The organism is Azospirillum sp. UENF 211521, assembly GCF_058780535.1.
Window position 1 is genome coordinate 840,179 of the sequence record NZ_JBSNCF010000001.1, and the last position, 23,179, is coordinate 863,357.

The window sequence follows — 23,179 nt, forward strand, 5'->3', positions numbered from 1 at the left end:
TTCCACCCGCCGGCGCGGGTGGATGACCCGAAGGCCGCGTCCTGAAGGAGGGCACCACCATGGCCGACTTCGTCCACGACCGGTTCATGCCGCACGCCGCCGCCCCGGACTCTCCGGAGCGGTACGAGATGGGCTATGTCCGCAAGGCGCTCGTCCTGTCCATGATGCTGATCCTGCTGATCGGCTGCTTCGTCGTGTTGCGACCCTTCATCGCGGCGATCCTCTGGGCCATCATCCTGTCCTTCAGCACCTGGCCGCTGCATCGGCGAATCGAGCGGTCGCTCGGCGGCCGTACGACGCTGGCGGCGGCGATCATGACGCTGATGATCATGGTGGTTCTCGTCGGGCCGCTCGTCGCGCTTGGAGCCACGCTGTCGGAGACGGTCGTCCGGGGCTTCGAGGCGGTTCACGCCGCCATGAACCGGGGACTTCCGCCCTTGCCGGGCTGGCTGGCCGGCGTCCCGATCCTCGGGGACCGGCTGCAAGAGGTCTGGGGTGTGCTGTCGAGCGGCGAGGCCGATCTGCGCACGACGCTCCAGCCCTATGTCGGCCAGATCCGCGCCTGGGTTCTGTCGAGCGGCGGGCATCTTCTCTCAGGGACGTCGCTGATCGCGCTGAGCGTCCTGATCGCCTTCTTCCTCTATCGGGACGGCCGCACCGCCGTGCGCCGGTTGCACAGCGTCATGGGGCGGATCGCCGGCGCCCGCGCGCGGCAATCCCTCGACGTCGCCGCCGAAACGATCAACGGGGTCGTCCATGGCGTGCTCGGCACCGCGCTGGTGCAAGCCATCGCCGCCACGCTTGGTTACTGGATCGCGGGGCTTCCCGGTGCCCTGCTCCTCGGCTTCATCACCTTCTTCCTGACGCTGGTGCCGATGGGGCCGGCGTTGATCTGGTTGCCCGCCACGATCTGGCTGGCCAGCCAGGGCCGCACCGCCATGGCGATCTTCCTGGTGGCCTGGGTCGGCGTGCTGGTCGGCAGCCTCGACAACATCCTGCGCCCGATCCTGATCGGCCGAAGCAGCGATCTGCCCTTCATCATCATCTTCCTGGGCATCATCGGAGGCCTCGTCGCGTTCGGCCTGATCGGCATCTTCCTCGGTCCGACGCTGCTCGCCGTGGCCTACGGCCTCATCCGGGAGTGGAGCGGGGGCAACGAGCCAGACGACACCGTGGTGGAATAGGCGGGTCAGGCCAGCTTCTGGACAACGTTTGCGATGTTGGAGCCAAGGTCGCCCAGGGCTTTGACCGTCGTGCCGTACTCATCCGCGTATTTCTTGAGGATCGTTTTCCAGTCGGCGTTCGGAATCGCTTCGTAGGTGGACGGGTCGAAGGCCCGCCGAGCCCCGTCGATCAGGGCGTCGAGACGCTTCAGGTCGCCACGGGCGGCGTTCAGCAGAGGCGTGAGGCGGTCGATCAGATCCTTGTAGCGCTTCACCTTGTTGGCCAGACTCAGGAGGGAGGAATCCTCGGTGAGGGTGATCCCGTCGATCTTCTTCTGGTTGAGGATTCGCTCCACGTCCGCGTATTTGGCCTCCGCGGCCAAGAGCTGCCGCTCCAGCTTGTTCACGGAGTCCGCCATGAGGTAGCGGCGGCTTTCGGCCCTCTCGACCGCCTTCATCGACTCCTGCGCGCTGGCCCGGTGTTTCTTCACCGCGCTTTGCAGAGCCACCACCTCGTCCGCGCCATCGTTGAAGCTGTCGTAGGCCGCCTTGCCTTCCTTGACCACGTCGAGCGTGATCTTGGCGCCCGCCACCACCAACGGCAGCGCCGCGCCGCCGGTCAGCACCGTGGCCGTGATCGCGAGGGCCGTCGCCGTCAGGGCGAGCGCGATCTTTCCCACCGTCTTGGCGTAGACTTTCCACTTCATGTCTTCGAGCATCTTGCGCACGGCCGCATCCAGGCCGGCGAAGGCTTTCTTCACGATCATCTTCATGACCGTCGCGATCCCGCCGACGATCCCCCCGAAGCGGTCCGCGGCCCGCTTCTCCATCGTGTCGTTGATCGTGTTTATGAACAAAAACAGGTTGCGGCCGTCGATCTCGTGCTTGGCAATCTTCTGGTCCCAGCTTTGGATCTGCTTCTTGATTTCGGCGACGGTTTTTTCTTCAGTCTTCATCAGCTCTTGAATGGCTTCGCGCACATTCTTGTTGAACAGATCGACGACCTTTTTCGGCATCGGCTTTCCCGACGGGTCGGTCTTCGGGGAGTCCCAGGAAAACTCGGTCTCCACCTTGTTCCCGCCCCCGGCGAACTCGAAATATTTGTAATTCCCGTACTCGTAGGAGAATTTGACCGACTGGTCCGCCATGCTGTTCATCCTTCCGATGCAAAGTGCCGCAAGGCCCAGGCTCAACGGGGCTGTTTCGGGCGAAACGATCCCCGTTGCGTGCAAGGCGTCCCCAGTCGGAAACCCGGCCGTTCCGGAATGGTGATGTCCCGCTGATAGGGGCGGAAGAGGAATTGCCTCCAGGCGGGATCAAACTTGTTCGCGATCCCACCATTTTTGCGACGGAAGATGTCCCGGGGCATCATCCATCCGCCGTTCGGCGAAAACGGCGCTGGAGGAGGACGGTGCCCCGAGCGTGGGCGATCGCGTCAATCCGTTCGACGCTGCGACCCATGCCCGAAGCGCGTCGGCCCGCTCCGCCGCCGGCGCGCTTGTCCCCCTCCCAATGGGTTCGGGCCGTTACAGAAAGTTTCGACGAAGAAGCATTGTTTCCCATGAGAAACTTAAAGATTGTCCTTTGAAAGATATCAACAATTGCAAGTATGCATTCTTTCGCTTTAATCTCCGCAAGCCAAGTGTGGGCTCGGGCAGGTGATCGGTTGAAGGAGTGCGGCGCGGTGAAAGCAGGTTTGTTGAAGAGCGGGGCGACCCGGTTGGCCAGGACATTCCTGATCGCGCCCCTGCTGGCGGTGACGGCCCTGATGGGCGCCGGAACGCTGCAAAAGGCCGAGGCGGCATCGACGCTGGTCTTCTGTTCGGAAGGCAACCCGGACAATCTGGCCCCGGCGCTGGCCCGCACCAACACCAGTTTCGACGCGATCCTGCACGCCTACGACACGCTGGTGCGCTTCGACGCGGAGTCGAAGAGCATCGTGCCCGCGCTGGCGGAGTCCTGGACCATCTCGCCCGACGGCACGGTCTACACGTTCAAGCTGCGGGCCGGCGTGCGCTTCCACGACAGGCCCGGCTACACGCCGACGCGCACGCTGACCTCCGCCGACGTGCTGTTCAGCTTCTTCCGGCAATGGCGCAAGGACCACCCGTACCATTCGGTCGGAACCGGGGCCTACAACTACTTCAACGACCTCTCCATGGGGGCGATCCTGACGTCGATCGAGGCGGTGGACGACCTGACGGTGCGCTTCACCCTCAACCGGCCGCAGGCGCCCTTCCTGGCCAACCTGTCGATGGTCTTCGCCGCCATCACCTCGGCGGAATACGCCGACACCATGGCCAAGCGCGGCACGCCGGAGCTGTTCGATCTGGAACCGGTGGGGACCGGCGCTTTCCAGCTGCTCTCCTACCAGAAGGACAATCTGCTCCAGTACAAGGCGTTCGAGGGGCACTGGGCGGGGCGGCCGCCGCTGGACAATCTGGTCTTCGCCATCACCCCCAACGCCACGGTCCGGCTGAACCGGCTGCAGGCCGGCGAATGCCACGTCATGCCCTATCCCAACCTGACCGACCTGCCGAAGATCCGGAACAGCCCGTCGCTGACCCTGCTGCGGCAGGAGGGCTACAACGTCGCCTTCCTCACCTTCAACGTGGAGCGGAAGCCGCTGGACGACGTGCGGGTGCGCCGGGCGCTCAGCATGGCCATCGACAAGGAAACGCTGGTGGACGCGCTCTACGGCGACACCGGCCGCACGGCGAAGAATCCGTTGCCGCCGACGAGCTGGGGCTACAACGACGCCATCGCGGACATCCCCTACGACCCCAAGGGGGCGAGCCAGCTCCTGGCCGAGGCCGGCTACGCCAACGGCTTCGAGATCGAGCTGTGGCACATGCCGGTGGCCCGGCCCTACATGCCCGCCGGCAAGCGGGCGGCGGAAATGATGGCCAACGATCTGGCCCAGGTCGGCGTCAAGGCCACCCTGGTGACCGACGACTGGTCGGTCTACATGAAGCGGCTGATGAACGGCGACCACCAGCTGGGCATGATCGGCTGGACCGGCGACAACAGCGACCCGGACAATTTCCTCTACACGCTGCTGAGCTGCGAGGGAGCCCGCAAGGGCGGCGGCAACATGGGCAAATGGTGCGACCGCTCCTTCGACGACGCCATCATCGAGGCCAAGCAGACCACCGACGTCGCCAAGCGCACCGCCCTCTACCATCGGGCGCAGGAGATCTTCAAGGATCAGGCGCCGTGGCTGCCGCTGGCCCACTCCATGGTGTTCATGGTGCTGCGCGAGGAGGTGACGGGCTATCGGATGAATCCCTTCGGCCTGCACCTGTTCCACCGCGTCGATCTCGCCCAGTGAGCGGCGGTATGAGCGGCGGCGCGTGGTGATGACCCGCACCAACATCGCCCAGCGGATCGCCGCGGTCGGCGGCATGCCCGTGCTGGTGGCGGCGGCCATCGCCATCGTCGCGTGGTTCCTGCTGCAGCAGTCCGACCGCGCCAATGGCTCGGTGGTCACCGCCGGCACGATCTACCGCGAACTTCTGGGGGCGGAGGCGGCGCGCTCCGACTATCTGAACACCGCGGCCAGCCGGCGGGCGGCGCAGGCCGTCCGATTCGACGCCCACACCGGCGCGGCGCGCCGCCATCTGGACGCCCTGGCCGACGCCACCGAGGACGAGGCGCTGGAAAGCGCCGTCAGCGAGACGCGGCGCGTTCTGGACCGCTACGCCACGCAGATGGAGGAGCTGAAGGCGGTCACCGAGCGGAACGACGCCCTGATCGGCGCCATGGCCCAGCAGGCGGCCCGGCTGATCGACATCACCGACGCCGCCCGCCAGCGCCAGAACCTCGCCAACCTCGGCTATGCCGAGACGGTGGCGGACTCCGACCGCCGCCTGACCCTGCACCGCGACGTGCTGGACAACGCCCGCAGCATCTACGCCGCGCTGGCCGGTCTGTGGCGGCACGAGGCGGCCCGGCTGTCCCGTGAGCACGGTCAGGCTCAAGGCGGTGGCGTACCCGGCAATTCCGGCGCGCACGACACCGGCGTGCTGATGCTGCGCCTGAGCAACAGCGCGGACGCTCTGGAGGAGGCGCTGGAGCGGGCCGCCGAGGCGGAGGGGCGCGGGGGCCGGGGGCAGAAGCGGATCGTCGCGGCGGTCTCGCAGGTGTCCAGCGCGTTGATGGACGGCGGCGACATCCGCGACAGCGCGCAGGAGCTGGAAAAGCGCATCGACCAGATCCTGAACGTCTACGGCACGGCCTACGCCGCCACGCTGAACGAGGTCACCGAACTCACCGCCCACGCCGTGTCGGCCAACGAGACCGAACAGCAGGCGCAGGGCGTGACCATCGCCGTGCTGAAGCTGGCGCACGCCACCGCCGACGCGGTGAGTCACCGGGACATCGGCGCGACCATCGCGCTGATCGCGGACGGCGCGGCGGTGGAGGAGCAGATCGAGCGGATCGCGCTGCCCCCGCTGGTGCGCGGCGGCATGATGTCCGCCGTGGCCGGCTGGCGGGACAGCCTGGACAAGGTGCGCGAAGGGCTGAGCGTCCAGGATCTGATGATCGCCCAGATGGACGCGGACGCGAGGGAGATGGCGTCGGGCGCCAGCGCGCTGAACGACACCTTCCGCAGCAACGCCGAAACCATCGGGGCCTTCCTGCGCTCCGCCCTGGTGCTCGGGGCCACCGCCGGCCTGCTGCTGGCCATCGCCGGGGCCTTCTACGCCGCCCGCTCGATCACCCGCCCGCTGGACCGCCTGCAAAGGCAGATGGTCCATCTGGCCGGGAACCCGCTGACCGGCGCCATCGTGGACACCGGACGCCGGGACGAGGTCGGGGCGATGGCCCGCTCGGTGCAGCATTTCGTCACCGAGATCGCCCAGCGGGAAACCGCCCTGCACGAGGCCAAGAACCAGGCGGAGGAGGCGACACGGGCCAAGTCCTCCTTCCTGGCGGTGATGAGCCACGAGATCCGCACGCCGATGAACGGCGTGACGGCGATGGCCGAGATGCTGGATCAGACCGACCTGACCGAGGAACAGCACGGCATGCTGGGGGTCATCCGGTCGTCGGCCCAGGCGCTCCTCATCATCATCAACGACATCCTCGACTTCTCCAAGATCGAGGCGGGGAAGATGGAGATCGAATCCGTCCCCTTCTCCCCCCTGGAGGTGGTCGAGGAGTCGGCGGAGCTGGTGGCCGGGCGCATCGAGGAAAAGGGGCTTCAGCTGTCCGTCGACGTCGGGCCGGGCGTTCCCGAGCGGCTGACCGGCGACCCGACGCGCGTGCGCCAGATCCTCATCAACCTGATGGGCAACGCCGTCAAGTTCACCGAGAGGGGCAGCGTCGCCGTGACGGTCAGCGCCGAGCCGCGGTCCGGCACGGATGGTGCCGCGGATGGCGGGGTGATGCTACGCTTCGCCGTGACCGACAGCGGGATCGGCCTGACCGGGGAGCAGCGGGCCAAGCTGTTCCAGCCCTTCCAGCAGGCCGACAGCTCGACCTCCCGCCGCTTCGGCGGCACCGGGCTGGGGCTGACGATCTGCCACAAGCTGTGCACCATGATGGGGGGCGGCATCGGGGTGGACTCGGTGTTCGGCGAGGGGTCCACCTTCTGGTTCGAATTGCCCTTCGCGGTGGCCGTCCCGACCGCCGACTGCCCGCAGCCCCGGACACCGACGGCCCCGGCGGTCGCGGTGAACGACGCCCGCGTGGTGGCCATCGGCTTCGACGGCGCCGGGCGCCGGGCGCTGCAAGGCATCCTGGCCGCCGCCGGCATCGACCCGCTGGGCTGGTACGATCTGAACGGGGGCCTTGAAGCGGTGACCGGCACCCATTCCGGTCCGGCGGCGACTTCCAACCGAGGCGGCGACGCCGGGCGGCTGGTGGTGCTCGTCAACGGCGGGGTCCGGTCCGAAGCCGCCATCGCCTGCTGCCGCGCCATCGTGCAGTCCCCCGCCTTCGCCGCCGGTCCGGTCCCCGCGGTCATCCTGGCGGTGCCGCGGGCGCTGGCCTCCACCATGTCGGAAGCCGACCGCATCGGGCTGCTGTGCGCCGTCAATCTGCCTCTGCGGCGGCGAAGGGTCTGGCTGACCATCGCGGCGGCGCTCGGCCGGGCCAGCCTGGAACGGCGGTCGGAACCGCGGGAGCATGACGCCACCGGCTGGGAACCGCCGCCCATCGAGACCGCCATCGTGGCCGGGGCCCTGATCCTGGTGGCGGAGGACAACCCGATCAACCAGACGGTGATCCGCCGCATGCTGAACAAGCGCGGCTACGCCATCGAAATGGCCGACAACGGCGCCCGCGCGCTGGAGATGCTGCGGCCGGGCCGCTATGGCCTGCTGCTGACCGACTTCCACATGCCGGAGATGGACGGCTTCGGCCTGACCCACGCCATCCGCGCCCGCGAGCGGGAGGTGGCGGAGGCGTTGAGCGGGACGGGGGCGGGCGCCGGTGCGGTGGACCGGCTGCCCATCGTCGCGCTGACCGCCGATGCCCTGCCGGGCACGCAGCAGCGCTGCCTGGAGGCGGGGATGGACGGCTATCTGACGAAGCCCATCGAATCCCGGCTGCTGGCCGAAACGCTGGACCGCTTCCTGCCGCAGGCCCGCTCGCTGCGCCTGCCGGCCCGCCGGACGCCCGCCAAGCCGGAGCCGATGGCGGTGGCCGAAGCGCCGCCCGCGCCGAGCTGGGCGGACGCCGACATCGACCCGCAGATCTTCGACCTCGGCCAGTTGGGTCAGAATTTCGGCCGCGACGATCCCGATGCCATGGTCTTCCTCGGTGATTTCCTGGGCATGGCGCCGGGGCTGATCCAGGCCGCCGTGACGGCGCTGGAGGCCGGAGCCGCCGGCCCGGCCCGCGACGCGGTCCACACGCTGAAGGGGGCGGCCCTGTCGATCGGAGCGGCCCGGCTGGGGCGGCTGGCCGGCGACACCCAGGACCTGCTGGACGCCGGGGACGTGGAGACCGCCGCGCTTCTCGCCAGCATGCTGGACGCCACCCTGGACGAGCTGATCACCGCGACCGCCGCGATGCGGGCGTCGCACAGTCCCGCACCGACGTCTTGAAACCGACGTCTTGAACAAGGGCAGCCCATTATGGCGGTAGATTACTCGAAGCTGAGCATCCTCATCGTCGAGGACGACAACTTCACCCGTGGCCTGATCCGCAAGGTGCTGAAGGAGATCGGGGTGCGTTCGATCCTGGAATCCTCAAACGGCAAGGATGGGCTGATGGAGGTGGTGCGGACACGTCCGGACATCGTCTTCTGCGACATCCACATGGCGCCGATGAACGGGAAGCAATTCCTGCAGGGCGTGCGGGGAATCAAGGTCAAGGACGTGGACAAAACCCCGGTGATCTTCCTGACCGGCGATGCCGACCTCAGCACCGTGCGCTTCGCCAAGGAACACAACGTCAACGGCTATTTGGTGAAACCGATCAGCCTCGCCAAGCTGCGCGACAGCATCGACGCGGTGGTGTCCAGCAACGTCGGAATGGCGCAATGGCTGACCTGAAACCAGCCTGATCCCGGCCTGTCAAACGCGCCGAACCCGACATTACGCGCGATGGGATCCCGCGCCGGCCGCAGGGCATGGGGCAGCGCACGCCGTGCGGCGGACTGCGCCGGGGCCGGTCGTCGGTGAAGAACCTGTTGGACCGGGCCAAGGATCACGGGCTGCTACGAGACGCGGGGGCCCCGTAGGCGGTGGCAGGTGGGGGAAAGCGTTGTCATGCCCGGTTTCAACCCTGACTGCCGCCGAGCATTCCCAATGCGGTTCGGCATCAGCTTCCCAGAAGATTCGTCCGGACTTGCAGCAGATGCTCCTGAAGGGCGGCACGGGCCTGATCCCCGTCACGATCCTTGAGCGCGCTGACGATGCGCCGGTGCTGCTCCTCATAAACGGCGCGCCGGGCCGGCGTGAGACTGCGCACCTTCAGGCGCGCCCATTCCGGCTGGTTTCGGATGGCGTTGATTGCGTCGTAAACATCCGCCAGCAAGCCGTTCTTGGCCGCGCCGATGATCGCCACGTGCAGCATGCCGTCCCAATGTTCGAACTCCGGAATGTCCTGGGCGCGTTCGGCATGGGCTAGGCATTCCTCCATCCGGTGAAGATCCGCTGCGGTGGCCCGCCCGGCGGCCAGCTCTGCCGCTTGCGGCTCGACCATCAGGCGCAGTTCCATGACTTCCGCCGGGCTGGCGCCGATGATGCGGCTGGTCAGGCTCTGATCCCCGGCCGTGGCCTTCACCGTTGCCTCCGACGTGACGAACGAGCCGCGGCCCACATGGCGGACGATCTTGCCCTGCTCCTCAAGCACGCGAAGACTCTTGCGCAACGTGTTGCGGGAAACGTTGAAGCGCTTCTCCAACTCACGCTCGGTCGGCAGCTTGGTGCCCGGACCCCAGGTTCCGTCGGCGATGCCTTGTTCGATCAACGCAACAACCGCGCTCGCCCCGGAAGCAGCCCGATCCCTGAGATTCAACGCGTCCATACCCGTTCCACCAGCATACTTGCTCCATTCTTCATCCAATATGGCGCGTCGGCAGCCGCCGTGCAATCTCAAACTTAGGATTTCAACGGGCGTGTTGACGCTACCGATCCAGAAAAAAGGGGCGTGGCGCATTTTCCTCTTGACCAATCATGAGCCGTGATCGCCATATTGGATCACACATGGCGCCGATAGCGCCGCATTGGGACCAATAATGGTTCATGATTGGATCAGCGGAGGCAGCGCATGAAATTTGTCACCTTCCAGCATGACGGGCGCCGCAAGGTCGGGGTGATCGATCCGGACACGCAGCGGGTTTCGCCGATCGAGTCCGTTCTCGGCGAGCCGGTCCGTGACATGCTCGACCTTATCCGCCGTTACGACGCGGCCAAGGGCGAAATGACGCTTGGTTCCGTAGGAATTCCGCTGGCCGACGTCCGTGTCGACGCGCCGATCCCGCGCCCCGACCGCAATATTTTCTGCGTTGGCAAAAACTACCACGACCACGCCCACGAGTTTACCCGCAGCGGCTTCGATGCCGGGTCGAAGGCGGCGGCCGACGCAATCCCCGACGCGCCGATCTACTTCACGAAGCCGCCGGAGACGGTGATCGCCAATGGTGATCCAATCCGTTACCCGCACGGGGTCAGCGACAGCCTCGACTATGAGGCCGAACTGGGCGTGGTCATTGGCAAGGGCGGCCGCGGGATCACCAAGGCCGACGCCTACGACCATGTCTTCGGCTACGTCATCATCAACGACATGACGGCGCGTGACTGGCAGTCGCGCCACAAGCAGTGGTTCCTGGGCAAGAGTTTCGACACCTTCTGCCCGATGGGTCCCTGGCTGGCGACGGCCGACGAGGTCGACGCGGCCAATCTGGGGCTGCGCTGCTGGGTGAACGACGAGCTGCGCCAGAACGCCAACACGCGCGATCTGATCTTCGACATTCCGACCATGATCGAGACCCTGTCGGCCGGAATCACGCTGTACCCCGGCGACATCATCGCCACCGGCACGCCGGCCGGGGTCGGCATCGGCTTCAACCCGCCGAAGTTCCTGAAGCCGGGCGACCGCGTGACGATCGAGATCGACGGGCTCGGCCGGCTCAGCAACGTGCTCGACTGAGCACGGGCGACCATTCTGCAACGGCAACAAGGGAAACACCTTATGGCACAGCATCTGGCTGTCGAGGTCCACGGCGCGGGCGACCCCGTGATCCTGGTCCATGGCCTGGGCGGCACCTCCAACGTGTTCACCCCGCAGGTCGGCGCGTTGTCGCGGTTCTTCCAATGCGTGCGCTTCGACCTTCCCGGTTCCGGGCGAAGCGCCGTCACCGACGACGTCTCGATTTCCGGCTTCATCGATGCGGTCGTGGCGGTCCTCGACAGCCGCGGCATCGAGCGCGCCCATGTGGTCGGCCATTCGCTCGGCACCGTCGTGTGCCAGCATCTTGCCGTCCGCCAGCCGGAGCGGGTGCGCAGCCTGTCGTTGATCGGGCCGCTTCACGCGCCGCCCGAGGCCGCCCGTCCGGCTCTCCGCGACCGCGCCGCCAAGGCGCGCGCCGAAGGCATGGTCGGGATCGCCGATGCGGTCGTCCAGGGCGGCACCTCGGCCGATACCAAGGCCAACCGGCCGGAGGTGGCGGCGTTCGTCCGCGAGATCCTGATGCGCCAGGACCCGGAAGGCTATGCCCGCACCTGCGAGGCCTTGGCCGCCGCCGAGCCCGCCGAGGTGGCGCGGATCGCCTGCCCGACGCTGCTCATCACGGGCGACGAGGACGGCACGGCGCCACCCCCGGCCGTGCGGACCCTGGCGTCGAAGATCCCGGGATCGAAGTTGCGCATTCTCGATCGCTGCGGCCATTGGACGACGTTCGAGCGTCCGGCGGCGGTCAACGAAGCGCTGGTCAATTTCCTGTTCTCCGTCGCCTGAGCAGCTTGCGGAAAAAACGCACCGCCGTGACGCGTTCCCTTCGCGGACGCGGCCAATCGCAAAAGCGGCGGTGTCGGTCGGAGGGCTGAGCCACGGTCCCGGCAAAGCCCGTCCGAAGCACGAACGAGACAATAAGCCGGCAAACCGGCATTCCCGATCGATCAGGAGGAAACGATGCAAACGACTCTCTTCACCGACGTGCGCGTCCTCGACAGCACCGGCGAGCAGCCTTTCGCCGGCGAAGTGCTGGTCCAAGGCAACCGCATCGCCGAGATTTCCAGGCAGGAAGGGGCGATCTCCCGCGACGCGCACCGCCATGTGGACGGCGGCGGCGCCACGCTGATGCCGGGCCTCATCAACTCGCACCTGCACCTGTCGTGGAACAACCAGCCCACGCTCGCGGCCATTCAGCAGATGCCACCGGAAGAGCATGTCCTCTTCGCCGCCGACATGGCCAAGCTGGTGCTGGACGCCGGCTTCACGGCGGGCTTCGGCGCCGCCGCTGCCAAGCCCCGTCTGGACGTGGTCATCCGCAACGCGATCAACGCGGGCCAGATTCCCGGGCCGCGGTACCGCGCGGCGGGCCAGGAGATCGCCACGCCCGGCGGGCTTGGCGACACGTCGCCGCCGCACATCGAGCATGAGGGCCTGAATTTCGGCATGATCGTGTCCGGGCCGGAGGAGGTCCGCCGCGCCGTCCGCAAGTTCATCAAATACGGCGTCGACAACATCAAGCTGAACCTGTCGGGCGAGGAGATCACCGGGGTCGGGGCCGAGGTGACGCCGATGGCGCGCGAAGAGATCGCCGTGGCGGTGAGCGAAGCCAAGATGCATGGGAAGACCCTGTGCGCGCACGCGCGCTCCTCCAAATCGGTCAAGCTGTGCGTCGAGTTCGGCATCGAAGGCATCTTCCACGCCTCCTACGCGGACGAGGAAGCCCTCGACATGCTGGAAGCGGTGAAGGAGCGGCACTTCGTGGCGCCCGGTCTGGCGTGGCTGCTCACCACCGCCCGGGAAGCGGGCGCGTACGGCATCGCCCCCGGGTCGCCGCTGTCGCAGCAGTACGAACGCGAGCTGGAGATCGCCGTCGACAGCATGAGGAAGATGCACAAGCGCGGCATCCGGGTTCTCCCCGGCGGCGACTACGGGTTCGCCTGGCAACCGCACGGCACGAACGCCCGCGATCTCGAGATCTTCGTGAACCTGCTCGGCTTCACGCCGATGGAGGCCCTGATGTCCGCGACCCGGTCCGCCGGGCAGATCATGGGCATGGGCGACGAGCTGGGGATGATCCGGGAAGGCTGTCTGGCCGACCTCCTGCTGGTCGACGGCGATCCTCTCGCGGACGTCACCATCCTGCAGGACCGCAAGCGCCTCCTGGCGATCATGAAGGATGGCGTCTTCCACAAGGCGCCGGAAGCCCTCGCCCCGTGCGAACGCGCCTGAAACCAATCCCGACCCGGCCAAGAAAAGGAGGGGGAACGCGCGATGGACGATCTCGGCTGGCGCAGCGTGCTGTTTGTCCCGGCATCGCGGCCCGACCGCTTCGACAAGGCGCTCGCCGCCGGCGCCGATGCGGTCTGCGTGGATCTGGAGGACGCCGTGGCGCCGGCTCACAAGCAGGATGCCCGTGCCGCGGCCATGCGCTTCCTGGCGGAGGGCGCCAAAGGTGACGGCGGTGGCGGTCCCGACCGCGTGATACGCATCAACACGCCGCGCAGCGTGGCGGGGATGCGCGATGCGCTCGCCCTCATCGAGGCGCGCCCCATGGGTGGCACCGTGGTCGTCCCCAAGATCAACTCGCCCGAGGAGGTCTGCTGGCTTGACCAGTTGCTGACCGAGGCGGGGCTCGATCTTCGCCTGGTGGCTCAGATCGAGACGCTGCGTGGGATCGATCAGGCCGCCGCCATCACGGCCGCGTCCCGCCGGGTGAGCGCCGTGATGTTCGGAGGCTTGGATCTGGCTGCGGAACTCGGCGTCCCGGCGTCCTGGGATGGGCTTCTGTACGGTCGATCGCGGGTCGTCCACGCCGCCGCGCGGGCTGGCATTCCGGCCATCGACATGCCCTTCGTCGCGGTGCGCGACGCCGACGGGTGCCGCGCCGAGGCGCAGCGCGCCCTGACACTGGGCTTCACGGCGAAGATGGCCATCCATCCGGGCCAGGTTCCCACCATCAACGGCGCCTACACACCGACACCGGACGAGGTCGCCGACGCCGAACGGATCGTCACGGCCTGGAAGGACGCCCCGGACGGCGTCATCCAAGTCGACGGGAAAATGGTCGAGCGCCCCATCGTGCTCGCCATGCGACGCACACTGGCCCGCGCGCAGGCTGCCGAACGCGCCTCCACATCGAGGCGGCAGGGTGATGCCGCCTGACGGCCTTGCGTTTGGCTGGAGCCGGCCTGCAAAGGCGGACTTTTAAAAACAGAAAGAGGGGGGAAAGGCAATGCGCAGACACGCATCATTCCGGACGAGGCTGGCGCTGGTAGCCATCGTGGCGGCGACCGCCGGCGCCGTTCTGGCGGGCCCATCCATGGCGGCGGACGTCCGGACGGGTGCCGGCCCGTCAGGGAGCGGCAACCGTCCCAACATCCTGCTGATCCTTGCCGACGATTTGGGCTATTCGGACATTGGTGCGTTCGGAGGCGAGATCCAGACGCCCAATCTCGACGCCTTGGCGCGCTCCGGTCTCCAACTGACCAACTTCCATGTGTCGCCGGCCTGTTCGCCGACGCGGGCCATGCTGATGGCCGGCACCGACAACCATGTGGCCGGGCTGGGGACGATGGCGGAACTGCCGACGCCCGAGCAGAAAGGAAAGGCGGGCTACGAGGGCACCCTCGGCACCAACGTCGTCCCGTTCCCGGAACTGCTGCGCGATGCGGGCTATCACACCTACATGGCCGGCAAGTGGCATCTGGGCATGACGGAGGAACTCAGCCCTCCGGCGCGCGGCTTCGATCGGTCCTACGCCATGCTCCAGGGCGGGGCGGGTTTCTTCGACCAGACCGGCAACGCGCCGCCGCCTGACGGCAAGGGAACGACCAAGGCACGCTACCGCGAGAACGGCAAGCCGGTCGACCTGCCGAAGATCAACTACACGACGAATTTCTACACGGACAAGGTCATCGAATACATCGGCAGCAACAAGGCCGATGGAAAGCCCTTCTTTGCCTATGCGGCCTACACGGCGCCGCACTTCCCATTGCAGGCGCCCGACCACCTCATCGAGAAGTACAAGGACACGTACAAGGCGGGATACGAGGCCATTCGGAACGAACGCTTCAAGCGCATGCAGGCGGCTGGGCTAATTCCGGCAAGCATGACGCCGTCCGAGCCGCCCGCCCTCTGGCCGAAATGGGAGCAGCTTTCCCCGCAGCAGAAGGATGTCGAAGCGCGCCGGATGGCGGTTTACGCGGCCATGGTCAATTCCCTGGACCAGAACATCGGCAGGCTGGTGTCCTACCTGAAGGAGATCGGCGCGTACGACAACACCATCATCGTCTTCCTGTCCGACAACGGCGCCGAGGGGAACGACATTCTGGACTTGGTCCCTGCAGCGTGGGTCGAGGAAACCTTCGACAACAGCCTGGACAACATCGGGCGTCCGGGCTCCTACGTCGGCTATGGGCCGGGGTGGGGTCATGTGAGCGCCGCCCCCTTCCGCCTGTTCAAGGCGTTCCCGACCGAGGGCGGCGTGCGTTCGCCGACCATCATCTCGTACCCCAAACTGGCGCATCGCGGAAAGATCGACGGCCAGATCGCCTCGGTGATGGATCTGGCGCCGACCTTTCTTGAGGCCGCCGGGGTCAAGCACCCTGGAAACAGCCACAAGGGGCGCGCCGTCCATCCCATGCAGGGAACCTCCCTCTGGCCTTATCTGAACGGCCGGTCCGATCGCGCCCACCCGAAGGATCACGCGTTGGGAATGGAGCTGTTCGGGCGTGCCTCCGTCAAGAAGGGTGACTGGAAGCTGGTCTGGGTGAACCAGCCCTGGGGAACCGGCGGGTGGGAGCTTTTCAATCTTGCCGATGATCCCGGCGAGACCCGCAACCTCGTCGATGCCCAACCGGAAAAGGCCAAGGAAATGATGGCCTCCTGGGATGAGTATCGGGAGAAGAACGGTGTGATCTTCGATGAGAAGATCGCCGGCCAGCTTCAGTACAGCAATGGCACGCGCTACTACCAGGAGCTTGAGTGGTAAGCGATGCGACAGCGGCGGCCGGGCATGACCGGGACGCGGCTGGAATGCGGCCGATCGCAAGGAAAGACGAACCCATGGCCAGTAAAAGCACGGTCTTCATCACGGCGCTCGTGACGGCCGGAGTTGGTGCCGCCGCCGGACTGGCGATGTTCGCCTGGCCCGCCCAGGCCCCAGCCATGCCGAACGTCGCGCAGGACACGCTGTGCGACGGTTTGGCCGCGCCCCCCGGCACGAAGGAGGCGCCTCCCGGCATGGTGTGGATTCCGGGGGGCGATACCCGGATTGGCTCCGACCAGCATTACCGCGAGGAAGGGCCGGTGACGCGGGTGAGCGTCGATGGCTTCTGGATGGACCGGACCGAAGTCACGAACGCCCAGTTCCGCCGGTTCGTCGAAGCGACGGGGTATGTCACCGAGGCGGAACGCGTCGTCGACGGAACCGGCGCCGGTGCGGGCCGGTCCTCCGGTTCCGTGGTCTTCGTCGATCCGACCTCCCAGGCCGGGAGGAGCGACACATGGTGGCACTTGGTTCCCGAAGCGAACTGGCGCCATCCGGAGGGCCCCGGCAGCGACATCGGGGGCCGCGAGAACCATCCCGTGGTGCATGTCACGCACAACGATGCCGTCGCGTATGCGCGATGGCTCGGCCGGGAACTTCCCACCGAGGCGCAGTGGGAACACGCGGCCCGGGGCGGGCTGGATGGCGCGCCCTACGCCTGGGGCGGCGAGTTCACTCCTCAGGGCGTGGCGATGGCCAACACATGGCAGGGGGTTTTTCCGATCCAGAACACGCGGGGCGACGGCTATCTGGCGACCGCCCCCGTGGGCTGCTTCACGGCGAACGGTTACGGGCTGCGGGATATGATCGGCAATGTCTGGGAATGGACGTCGGATTGGTATCGGCCGCGGCATGACGGTCTGGGCGACGTCAACCCGACCGGTCCCCGGCAGGAGGACAGTTACGATCCCCGACAGCCGGGGGTCCCCAGCCGGGTGATCAAAGGAGGCTCCTTCCTCTGCGCGCAGAACTTCTGCCAGCGCTACCGGCCGGCGTCACGCCATCCGCAGGAGGTCGGCCTCGGAGCAAGCCATCTCGGGTTCCGGACGGTGCTGAACACGAGGTAGCGGCGGCCCATGGACGTGAGCCGCCGGCTGGTGGAGACAGGTTTGATTGGTCTGTCTCAGCCCTCATAGCGTCCGAAAAAACAGGCGCGGTTCAAACTCCCGCATGGATCTCCCGTCAGGAAACCAGAACATGGCACTCGAAGGAGTGCAGCCGTCCCCCTTTACCGATCTTCGCCACGTCCTTCCCAACCTCTGCGCACAACCACTCACGCACCTCTCCCACAACACCACCCACCGGCGTTTGATCGCCCAGTATGAAGTTGAATGTCGCGCGGGTGTTGAACCCCCTGTCCGACGCCGCCAGAAGCGAGCGGTAGCGAAGCAATCGGGACGTCACCGACAGCCATCCCAGGACGATCCCTTGCCCGTTCAAGGCCGACTGAAGCGCCACCGAATAATCGGAGAAAACCATCGTCTTGTGGTTCGGAGGCAATTCCAAGCCAGCGAGGCGGGCGAACGTTTCCCAGTCGCACCAGTGATCGCTGAGGGTGATCAAGGTGTGCGTCCGGTTGCGCCGCGGCTGATCGAGCGTTCCCATGCGCTTTATGTAGTCCAACGCGGCCACCGGCTGGATGATCTCATCCAGGAAGTGGCTCTCCGGAGGAGCCTTGGACGTTTCTGGAAAGCGGCGCAAGCCCAGATCAGCCCGAACCGGACTCTGCCCGACACCTCCGGCGATCAGCTCGAAGCGCAGGTCCACGTCGGGGAACGCCAGCCGGAAGTCAAACAGCCGCGGAATCAGCCAATGTGCCGCCATCGATGAAGAGATGGACAAGAGCACCGGCTTCCGCCCGCTCTCCTTGTCCTTCCACGACGCAATCAGTTTTTCGATGGCGTCGAAGCTGTTGGACATCAACCCGCTCAGCTCGGCGCCGCGCGTGGTCAGACGCACGCTGGGGCCTGACCGCAGGAACAGCTTCACACCGATGGCCTCCTCCAGGGACGCCACCGCCCGGCTGACCGCAGGCTGGCTAATTCCCAGTTCTTCCGCGGCGCGCGAAAAATTCCGGTGCCGCGCAGCCGCCTCAAAAGCCAGGAAGAGGTTCGTCGGCGGCAAAACCCGCTTCATATCATGCGTCCTGGTTATGATTACCCCCATGCCGCCGGTATACCGCACCCCGCAAAAGCAAACAAACCATTTATTATCAGTCTGTTACGAACTCGCTTCCCAGGCCTGTCGCCGTGCTCCATACACGGAGGAAGTAACAGGGAGAGCAGAGAATGAATTTTTCAAAAATCAGCCGGCGTGATTTCCACACCTTGTTCGGAACCGCTATGGGGACCGCCGTGCTCGGGGGGATTCCCGTCATCGCCCAGGCGGCCGGGACAGCGAACAGCCCCTCCGCGATGGTGCCGAAGAAGGGTGGCCGCGTCCGGCTGGCCCTTGCCCAGCAGAGCACCAACGACACCTTCGACAGCGCGCGTTTCACCAACGCCAACGACTACATCCGCGGGTCCGCCGTCTTCAACACGCTGACCCGCGTCGATGGCTCAGGCCAGGCGCAACCGGAACTGGCCTTGTCTTGGGAAGCGAACCCGTCGGCCACCGAATGGCGCTTCAAGATCCGCAAGGGGGTGGAATTCAGCGATGGCCAGCCCCTGTCGCTTCAGGACATAGCGTTCTCCATCATGCGCCACAAGAACGAAGCCAAGGCCTCGTCGGCGAAGCCCCTGGTCGCCAACATCGCCGCGGTGACCACGGAAGGTGACGACACCATTCTGGTCCGCTTGGCTGAGGCGGACGTCGAGTTGCCCGTTCTGCTCGGCCTGCTGCAGTTCTGCGTGGTGAAGGACGGCACGGAGGATTTTTCCAAGCCGGTCGGCACCGGCCCCTTCGTCATGGCGGAGTTCCAGCCCGGCATCCGCACCGTGCTGACCCGCAACACCAATTTCTGGAAGGACGGCCAGCCTTACCTGGACGAGATCGAGATGATCTCGATCACCGACGCCAACGCACGGGTCAGCGCCTTGCTGTCCGGCGACATCGACATGGCCGCGGACCTGAAAGGCGCGGGCATCGATCAAGTCGCGGCGAACCCGTCCACCAAGATCTTCGAGACGCCGAGCACCCGCTACGCCGGCTATCAGTTCGATGCGGCCACCAACTTCGATCCGAACCTCGGGCTGGCCATCGCCAACATGTTCGACCGCCCGAAGATCGTCGAGACCGTGCTCAAGGGCCACGGCTCCGTCGCCAATGACCATCCGGTCGGCAAGATGAGCCCCTATTACAACGCCAACCTGCCACAGCGCGGACTGGATCTCGACAAAGCCAAGCATTACCTGAAGAAATCGGGAATCGGGCGGACCCCGCTCGAACTCTCGGTCAGCGACGGCGTGGTCTACAGCGTCGAAATCGCCCAGCTTCTGCAGCGCTCCGCCGCCCAGGCGGGCCTGAACCTGACCTTGCGGCGCGAGCCGTCGGAGAGCTACTGGACCGCCGTCGCCGGCAAGCGCCGCTTCTTCGCAACCAACTTCTTCCCCCGTCCGACGCCGCATCTGCTGCTCAACGTGACCTGGAAGAGCGGCTCGCAGTGGAACTTCTCCCATTACGGCAACCCGCGCCTGGACTCTCTGATCGACGGCGTTCGGGCCACTCTGGATGTGGACAAGCGCATCGCCATGTACCATGAGATCCAGGAGATCCTGCACAACTGCGGTGCGGTGACGATGCCGGTCTTCCTGAGCTATCTCGACGGTGTCTCAAGCCGCATCCAGGGGCTTACACCCAACCAGATCGGAAACTTCTCCGGCTTCCGGTTCTCCGATCAGGTCTGGCTTTCGTAAGCGCTGGGTCTCGCCGTGATCAGATTCATCGTCAAGCGGCTGGCAGCAGGCGTCGTCCTGCTGCTGGTCATCTCCCTGCTCATTTTCGTCGGCTGCGAGATGTTGCCCGGCGATGTCGCGCAAATCATGCTTGGACAGTCGGCCAGCCCCGAGAATGTGGCGGCGTTGCGGGCCGAACTGGGATTGGATCAGCCCGCACCGGTTCGCTATCTGGCTTGGCTGTGGGGCATATGTCATGGCGACTGGGGCGTTTCGATGACCTCCCGCCAACCCGTCAGCGTGATGTTGTCCGAACGCCTGTCCAACACGTTGACGCTGGCCGGGCTGACCACGCTGGTCTCGGTTCCCCTGGCCTTGCTGATCGGCATGGTCCTGGCTGTCCACAAGGGCACCCGTCTGGACCGGGTCGGGACCATCGTCATCGTCGGCCTGTGCGCGACGCCGGAATTCCTGGTCGCCACGCTGGGCGTGCTCGTCTTCTCGATCCATCTGCGCTGGCTGCCGGCGATCTCTTACGTGACGCCCGGCTCGGGGGTCCTGACCCTCATCAAATCCATGCTGTTGCCGTTGGCCACCATGACCATCATCGTCACCGCGCAGCTCGCCCGGATGACCCGCGCGGTGGTCGGCAACATCCTGACGCAGCCTTATGTCGAGACGGCCCGGCTGAAGGGCGCCGGATCGGTCCGCGTGATCACGGTCCACGCCTTGCGCAACGCCATCGGCCCGCTGATCAACATCATCGCGATGAACGTCGCCTACCTCATCAGTGGCGTGGTGATCGTCGAAACCATCTTCGCCTTCCCCGGCCTCGCCCGGCTCATGGCGGATTCGGTTCAGGCGCGCGACCTGCCGGTGGTCCAGGCCTGCGCCATGATTTTCTCGGCCTCCTACATCGGCCTGATCATGGTCGCCGACATCGTCGCCAAGCTGTTCGACAGCCGCAAGGAACCGGGGGCTTCCTCATGATGCCGCACCAGACACCCACCCTGTTCAAAAGCCTGTTCCGGCCGACGCTGTTGTCGGTTGTCGTCGCCCTCCTGCTGCTGGTCGCCTTCGTCGTTCTGGCGGCACCGCTGCTGCCGCTGCACGACCCCGACGCCTTTCTGAGCAGCGACGGCTTCGTTCCGCCGTCCGGCGAGTACTGGTTGGGCACCGACTTCCTCGGCCGCGATCTGCTGGCGCGGCTGCTCAGCTCGGGCCGCGTCACCCTTGGCATGGCCTTGCTCAGCACCATTCTCGCCCACCTGATCGGCGACACGCTGGGGTTGCTGGCGGCGTTGCGCGGCGGATGGTTCGATGCGGTCGTCAGCCGGATCGTCGACGTGGTTCTGTCCGTTCCCAAGATCATTGCCGGTCTCGTGGTGCTGGCCGTGACGGGCCCGTCCCTCGTCGCCATCGTGGTGCTGACAGCCGTGGTCTACGCCGCCGGCGTGTTCCGGATCTCGCGCGCGCTCGGGCAAGACCTGATCGCTCAGGATTTCATCACCGTGGCCCGTGCCCGCGGCGAGGGCAATCGGTGGCTTCTGTTCGGCGAGATGCTGCCGCATGTGGTCATGCCGTTGACCGCGGATTTCGCCCTGCGCCTGAGCTTCGCCATCCTCTTCATGAGCGGCCTGAGCTTCCTTGGTCTTGGCGTGCAGCCGCCAATGGCGGACTGGGGCGGACTGGTCCGTGAAAATCTGGACGGCCTGCAAATCGGTTCCTGGGCACCGATCTATCCGGCTCTCTCCATCGCGGTCGTCTCCGTCCTGCTGAACCTGTTCGTCGACGGGCTGCAGGAACGTGAAAAAAAGGAGGGCGGGGTATGACGCTTCTCCATATCCGGAATCTGAATCTGTCCGCGGACAGCGGGAAGCCCATTCTGCGGGACGTCTCGCTGACCCTGGAACATGGCCAGATCTTGGCGCTCATCGGGGCATCCGGGTCCGGGAAAACGACCCTGGCGCTGACCGCCCTGGGGCACATGCGGCCGGGCGTCCGCCACGTCTCCGGACAGGTGCTCTTCCAAGGCCAGGATCTGCTGCGGATGAGCCAGAGCGCACTGGCGCGCCTGCGTGGCCGCAAGCTGGCCTACATCGCCCAGAGCGCCGCGGTCTCCTTCAACCCGCGCATCCGGCTGGACCGCCAGGTCACGGAAAGCAGCCGCATCCACCACACCATGTCCCCCGACGCGGCCCACGCCCGCGCACGGGAGGTCTATCGGACTCTTGACCTGCCCACCGGCGAAGCCTTTTACAACCGATTCCCCCATGAGGTGTCCGGCGGGCAATTGCAGCGGTTCATGATCGCCATGGGCCTGCACGAGATGCCCGAAATTCTGGTCTGTGACGAACCGACCAGCGCCCTGGACGCCACCACCCAGGTGGAGGTGCTGAAGGCCCTGGACACCGGGATCCGCGCCAGCGGGACCGCCGCCATCCTGGTCGGCCACGACATCGCGCAGGTGGTCCAGGTCGCCACCCACATCCTGGTGATGCGCAACGGCGAGGTGGTCGAGCGCGGCACGGTCGAGCAAATCCTCCATCGTCCCGAACACCCGTACACGCGGCAGCTCCTGGAGATGCACCGCGGTTTCGATGCCGAATCCGGAACCATGGCGGACACCGTCGCCACCACCGGCGCGACAGCGGTGTCCCCGCCCGACCGGGCCGACCGGCCGCCGCTTCTGGAGGTTCGCGATCTGGCCGTGTGCTACGGCACCGGCAGTTTCGCGGTGAAGGCGCTCAGCGGTGCGTCGCTGACCCTGAACGGCGGCGAGATGATGGCGGTGGTCGGCGAGTCCGGCTCGGGCAAGAGCACCATGGCCCGCGCCATCGCCGGCTTGGTCCAACCCAGCCAGGGCGACGTCCTGGTCAACGGGCGGCTGATGGAACGGGATGTGCTCAAGCGTCCGCTCCCCGTGCGCCGGGCCGTCCAGATCACCTTCCAGTCGGCCGACACGTCCCTGAACCGCCACCACACGGTGGGCCGCATCCTCGGACAGGTGCTGACCTTCTTCGGGGAACGTTCCAAAGAGCGCCGCGCCGAGCGGATACGCGAACTTCTGGAACAGGTCCATCTGCCCGCCGACTACGTCGACCGTAAGCCGAGCCAGATGTCCGGCGGTGAAAAGCAGCGCGTCAACCTGGCCCGCTCTCTCGCCGCCCGGCCGGACGTGCTGATCTGCGACGAAATCACCTCGGCGCTCGACAACATCGTCGCCGCATCGGTGCTCGACCTGATCAACGAACTCAAGCGCGAGCTGAACATCGGCATCCTGTTCATCAGCCATGACCTTTCGGCCGTGGCGGCGATGTCGGACAAGATCATGGTCCTGCGCAACGGCGAAGTCGTCGAACAGGGTCCCACGGCGCAGGTCCTCCGGGCTCCCCGCCATCCCTACACCCGGCTGCTGCGCTCCTCGGTCGCCGCCATGCGCCTCGGATGGCTGGAGGAGGCTTCCGCGCTCCACCGGTCCCTGCGCGATGAACTCGGCGCCTGAG

The 23,179-nt window shown here is 66.3% G+C and carries 17 protein-coding genes; 14 read left to right on the top strand and 3 right to left on the bottom strand.

The features are described from left to right. Positions 1-59: 59 nt before the first annotated feature. Complete coding sequence (locus tag ACWPN5_RS03965; RefSeq protein WP_145682192.1) at positions 60-1,184, top strand: AI-2E family transporter; 1,125 nt, start codon at positions 60-62, stop codon at positions 1,182-1,184. A 5-nt stretch (positions 1,185-1,189) separates the two neighbouring features. On the opposite strand, the gene ACWPN5_RS03970 is transcribed toward ACWPN5_RS03965, so the two are convergent. Beyond that, positions 1,190-2,311, bottom strand: a complete 1,122-nt coding sequence (locus tag ACWPN5_RS03970; protein ID WP_200477045.1) for a hypothetical protein — start codon at positions 2,309-2,311, stop codon at positions 1,190-1,192. A 572-nt stretch (positions 2,312-2,883) separates the two neighbouring features. Between ACWPN5_RS03970 and ACWPN5_RS03975 the strand changes: the two genes are divergently transcribed. From ACWPN5_RS03975 to ACWPN5_RS03985, 3 genes are read left to right on the top strand one after another with little or no spacing between them, the layout of a single operon-like run. Continuing rightward, entirely contained in the window at positions 2,884-4,494 is a 1,611-nt protein-coding gene (locus ACWPN5_RS03975) for an ABC transporter substrate-binding protein (RefSeq protein ID WP_492294363.1), read from the top strand. Positions 4,495-4,522: 28 nt separating this feature from the next. Further along, positions 4,523-8,218 (top strand): hybrid sensor histidine kinase/response regulator, encoded by a 3,696-nt coding sequence (locus tag ACWPN5_RS03980; protein WP_492294365.1) that lies wholly within the window; start codon positions 4,523-4,525, stop codon positions 8,216-8,218. A 30-nt stretch (positions 8,219-8,248) separates the two neighbouring features. Continuing rightward, complete coding sequence (locus ACWPN5_RS03985; protein WP_145682189.1) at positions 8,249-8,668, top strand: response regulator; 420 nt, start codon at positions 8,249-8,251, stop codon at positions 8,666-8,668. Between the two features lie 268 nt (positions 8,669-8,936). Here the strand turns inward: ACWPN5_RS03985 and ACWPN5_RS03990 are convergent, their stop codons facing one another. Then, on the bottom strand, positions 8,937-9,776 hold the full coding sequence (locus tag ACWPN5_RS03990; RefSeq protein ID WP_492294367.1) for a FadR/GntR family transcriptional regulator: 840 nt from the start codon (positions 9,774-9,776) through the stop codon (positions 8,937-8,939). Between the two features lie 111 nt (positions 9,777-9,887). Between ACWPN5_RS03990 and ACWPN5_RS03995 the strand changes: the two genes are divergently transcribed. The 6 genes from ACWPN5_RS03995 to ACWPN5_RS04020 all read left to right on the top strand — a co-directional run bounded on the left by ACWPN5_RS03995 (position 9,888) and on the right by ACWPN5_RS04020 (position 16,907). Further along, positions 9,888-10,769: a fumarylacetoacetate hydrolase family protein gene (locus ACWPN5_RS03995; RefSeq protein WP_492294369.1), complete on the top strand. Its 882-nt coding sequence runs from the start codon at positions 9,888-9,890 to the stop codon at positions 10,767-10,769. A gap of 42 nt (positions 10,770-10,811) precedes the next feature. After that, on the top strand, positions 10,812-11,576 hold the full coding sequence (locus tag ACWPN5_RS04000; RefSeq protein WP_145682186.1) for an alpha/beta fold hydrolase: 765 nt from the start codon (positions 10,812-10,814) through the stop codon (positions 11,574-11,576). A gap of 174 nt (positions 11,577-11,750) precedes the next feature. After that, complete coding sequence (locus ACWPN5_RS04005) at positions 11,751-13,022, top strand: metal-dependent hydrolase family protein (RefSeq protein WP_492294371.1); 1,272 nt, start codon at positions 11,751-11,753, stop codon at positions 13,020-13,022. A 42-nt stretch (positions 13,023-13,064) separates the two neighbouring features. Further along, entirely contained in the window at positions 13,065-13,955 is an 891-nt protein-coding gene (locus ACWPN5_RS04010) for an HpcH/HpaI aldolase/citrate lyase family protein (protein ID WP_492294373.1), read from the top strand. A gap of 118 nt (positions 13,956-14,073) precedes the next feature. Continuing rightward, positions 14,074-15,783: an arylsulfatase gene (locus tag ACWPN5_RS04015; RefSeq protein ID WP_492294375.1), complete on the top strand. Its 1,710-nt coding sequence runs from the start codon at positions 14,074-14,076 to the stop codon at positions 15,781-15,783. A gap of 74 nt (positions 15,784-15,857) precedes the next feature. Then, complete coding sequence (locus ACWPN5_RS04020) at positions 15,858-16,907, top strand: formylglycine-generating enzyme family protein (protein WP_492294377.1); 1,050 nt, start codon at positions 15,858-15,860, stop codon at positions 16,905-16,907. A 115-nt stretch (positions 16,908-17,022) separates the two neighbouring features. On the opposite strand, the gene ACWPN5_RS04025 is transcribed toward ACWPN5_RS04020, so the two are convergent. Next, entirely contained in the window at positions 17,023-17,976 is a 954-nt protein-coding gene (locus ACWPN5_RS04025) for a LysR family transcriptional regulator (RefSeq protein ID WP_492294379.1), read from the bottom strand. A gap of 152 nt (positions 17,977-18,128) precedes the next feature. On the opposite strand from ACWPN5_RS04025, the gene ACWPN5_RS04030 reads away from it, so the two are divergent. Genes ACWPN5_RS04030 through ACWPN5_RS04045 form a run of 4 tightly spaced genes read left to right on the top strand, consistent with a single transcriptional unit; the run spans position 18,129 to position 23,178 of the window. Beyond that, the gene (locus ACWPN5_RS04030; RefSeq protein WP_492294381.1) at positions 18,129-19,694 is read left to right on the top strand and encodes an ABC transporter substrate-binding protein; all 1,566 of its coding nucleotides are present in this window, start codon (positions 18,129-18,131) and stop codon (positions 19,692-19,694) included. Positions 19,695-19,709: 15 nt separating this feature from the next. Next, a complete protein-coding gene (locus ACWPN5_RS04035; RefSeq protein ID WP_200477035.1) occupies positions 19,710-20,663 on the top strand; it encodes an ABC transporter permease in 954 nt (317 codons plus the stop codon). Next, positions 20,660-21,505 carry an ABC transporter permease gene (locus ACWPN5_RS04040; RefSeq protein WP_145682178.1) on the top strand — a complete coding sequence of 282 codons (846 nt, stop codon included), beginning with the start codon at positions 20,660-20,662 and terminating at the stop codon, positions 21,503-21,505. The genes ACWPN5_RS04035 and ACWPN5_RS04040 overlap by 4 nt, the downstream gene beginning before the upstream one ends. Then, entirely contained in the window at positions 21,502-23,178 is a 1,677-nt protein-coding gene (locus ACWPN5_RS04045) for an ABC transporter ATP-binding protein (protein ID WP_492294384.1), read from the top strand. Before ACWPN5_RS04040 ends, ACWPN5_RS04045 begins: the two co-directional genes overlap by 4 nt. Position 23,179: the final 1 nt, after the last annotated feature.

What these genes read in the sequence shown, in the direction of transcription:
- ACWPN5_RS03965 (WP_145682192.1), top strand. Translation starts at nt 60, where the DNA reads ATGGCCGACTTCGTCCACGACCGGTTCATGCCGCACGCCGCCGCCCCG.
- ACWPN5_RS03970 (WP_200477045.1), bottom strand. Translation starts at nt 2,311, where the DNA reads ATGGCGGACCAGTCGGTCAAATTCTCCTACGAGTACGGGAATTACAAA.
- ACWPN5_RS03980 (WP_492294365.1), top strand. Translation starts at nt 4,523, where the DNA reads ATGACCCGCACCAACATCGCCCAGCGGATCGCCGCGGTCGGCGGCATG.
- ACWPN5_RS03985 (WP_145682189.1), top strand. Translation starts at nt 8,249, where the DNA reads ATGGCGGTAGATTACTCGAAGCTGAGCATCCTCATCGTCGAGGACGAC.
- ACWPN5_RS03990 (WP_492294367.1), bottom strand. Translation starts at nt 9,776, where the DNA reads ATGCGCCACGCCCCTTTTTTCTGGATCGGTAGCGTCAACACGCCCGTT.
- ACWPN5_RS03995 (WP_492294369.1), top strand. Translation starts at nt 9,888, where the DNA reads ATGAAATTTGTCACCTTCCAGCATGACGGGCGCCGCAAGGTCGGGGTG.
- ACWPN5_RS04000 (WP_145682186.1), top strand. Translation starts at nt 10,812, where the DNA reads ATGGCACAGCATCTGGCTGTCGAGGTCCACGGCGCGGGCGACCCCGTG.
- ACWPN5_RS04005 (WP_492294371.1), top strand. Translation starts at nt 11,751, where the DNA reads ATGCAAACGACTCTCTTCACCGACGTGCGCGTCCTCGACAGCACCGGC.
- ACWPN5_RS04010 (WP_492294373.1), top strand. Translation starts at nt 13,065, where the DNA reads ATGGACGATCTCGGCTGGCGCAGCGTGCTGTTTGTCCCGGCATCGCGG.
- ACWPN5_RS04020 (WP_492294377.1), top strand. Translation starts at nt 15,858, where the DNA reads ATGGCCAGTAAAAGCACGGTCTTCATCACGGCGCTCGTGACGGCCGGA.
- ACWPN5_RS04025 (WP_492294379.1), bottom strand. Translation starts at nt 17,976, where the DNA reads ATGAAGCGGGTTTTGCCGCCGACGAACCTCTTCCTGGCTTTTGAGGCG.
- ACWPN5_RS04030 (WP_492294381.1), top strand. Translation starts at nt 18,129, where the DNA reads ATGAATTTTTCAAAAATCAGCCGGCGTGATTTCCACACCTTGTTCGGA.
- ACWPN5_RS04040 (WP_145682178.1), top strand. Translation starts at nt 20,660, where the DNA reads ATGATGCCGCACCAGACACCCACCCTGTTCAAAAGCCTGTTCCGGCCG.
- ACWPN5_RS04045 (WP_492294384.1), top strand. Translation starts at nt 21,502, where the DNA reads ATGACGCTTCTCCATATCCGGAATCTGAATCTGTCCGCGGACAGCGGG.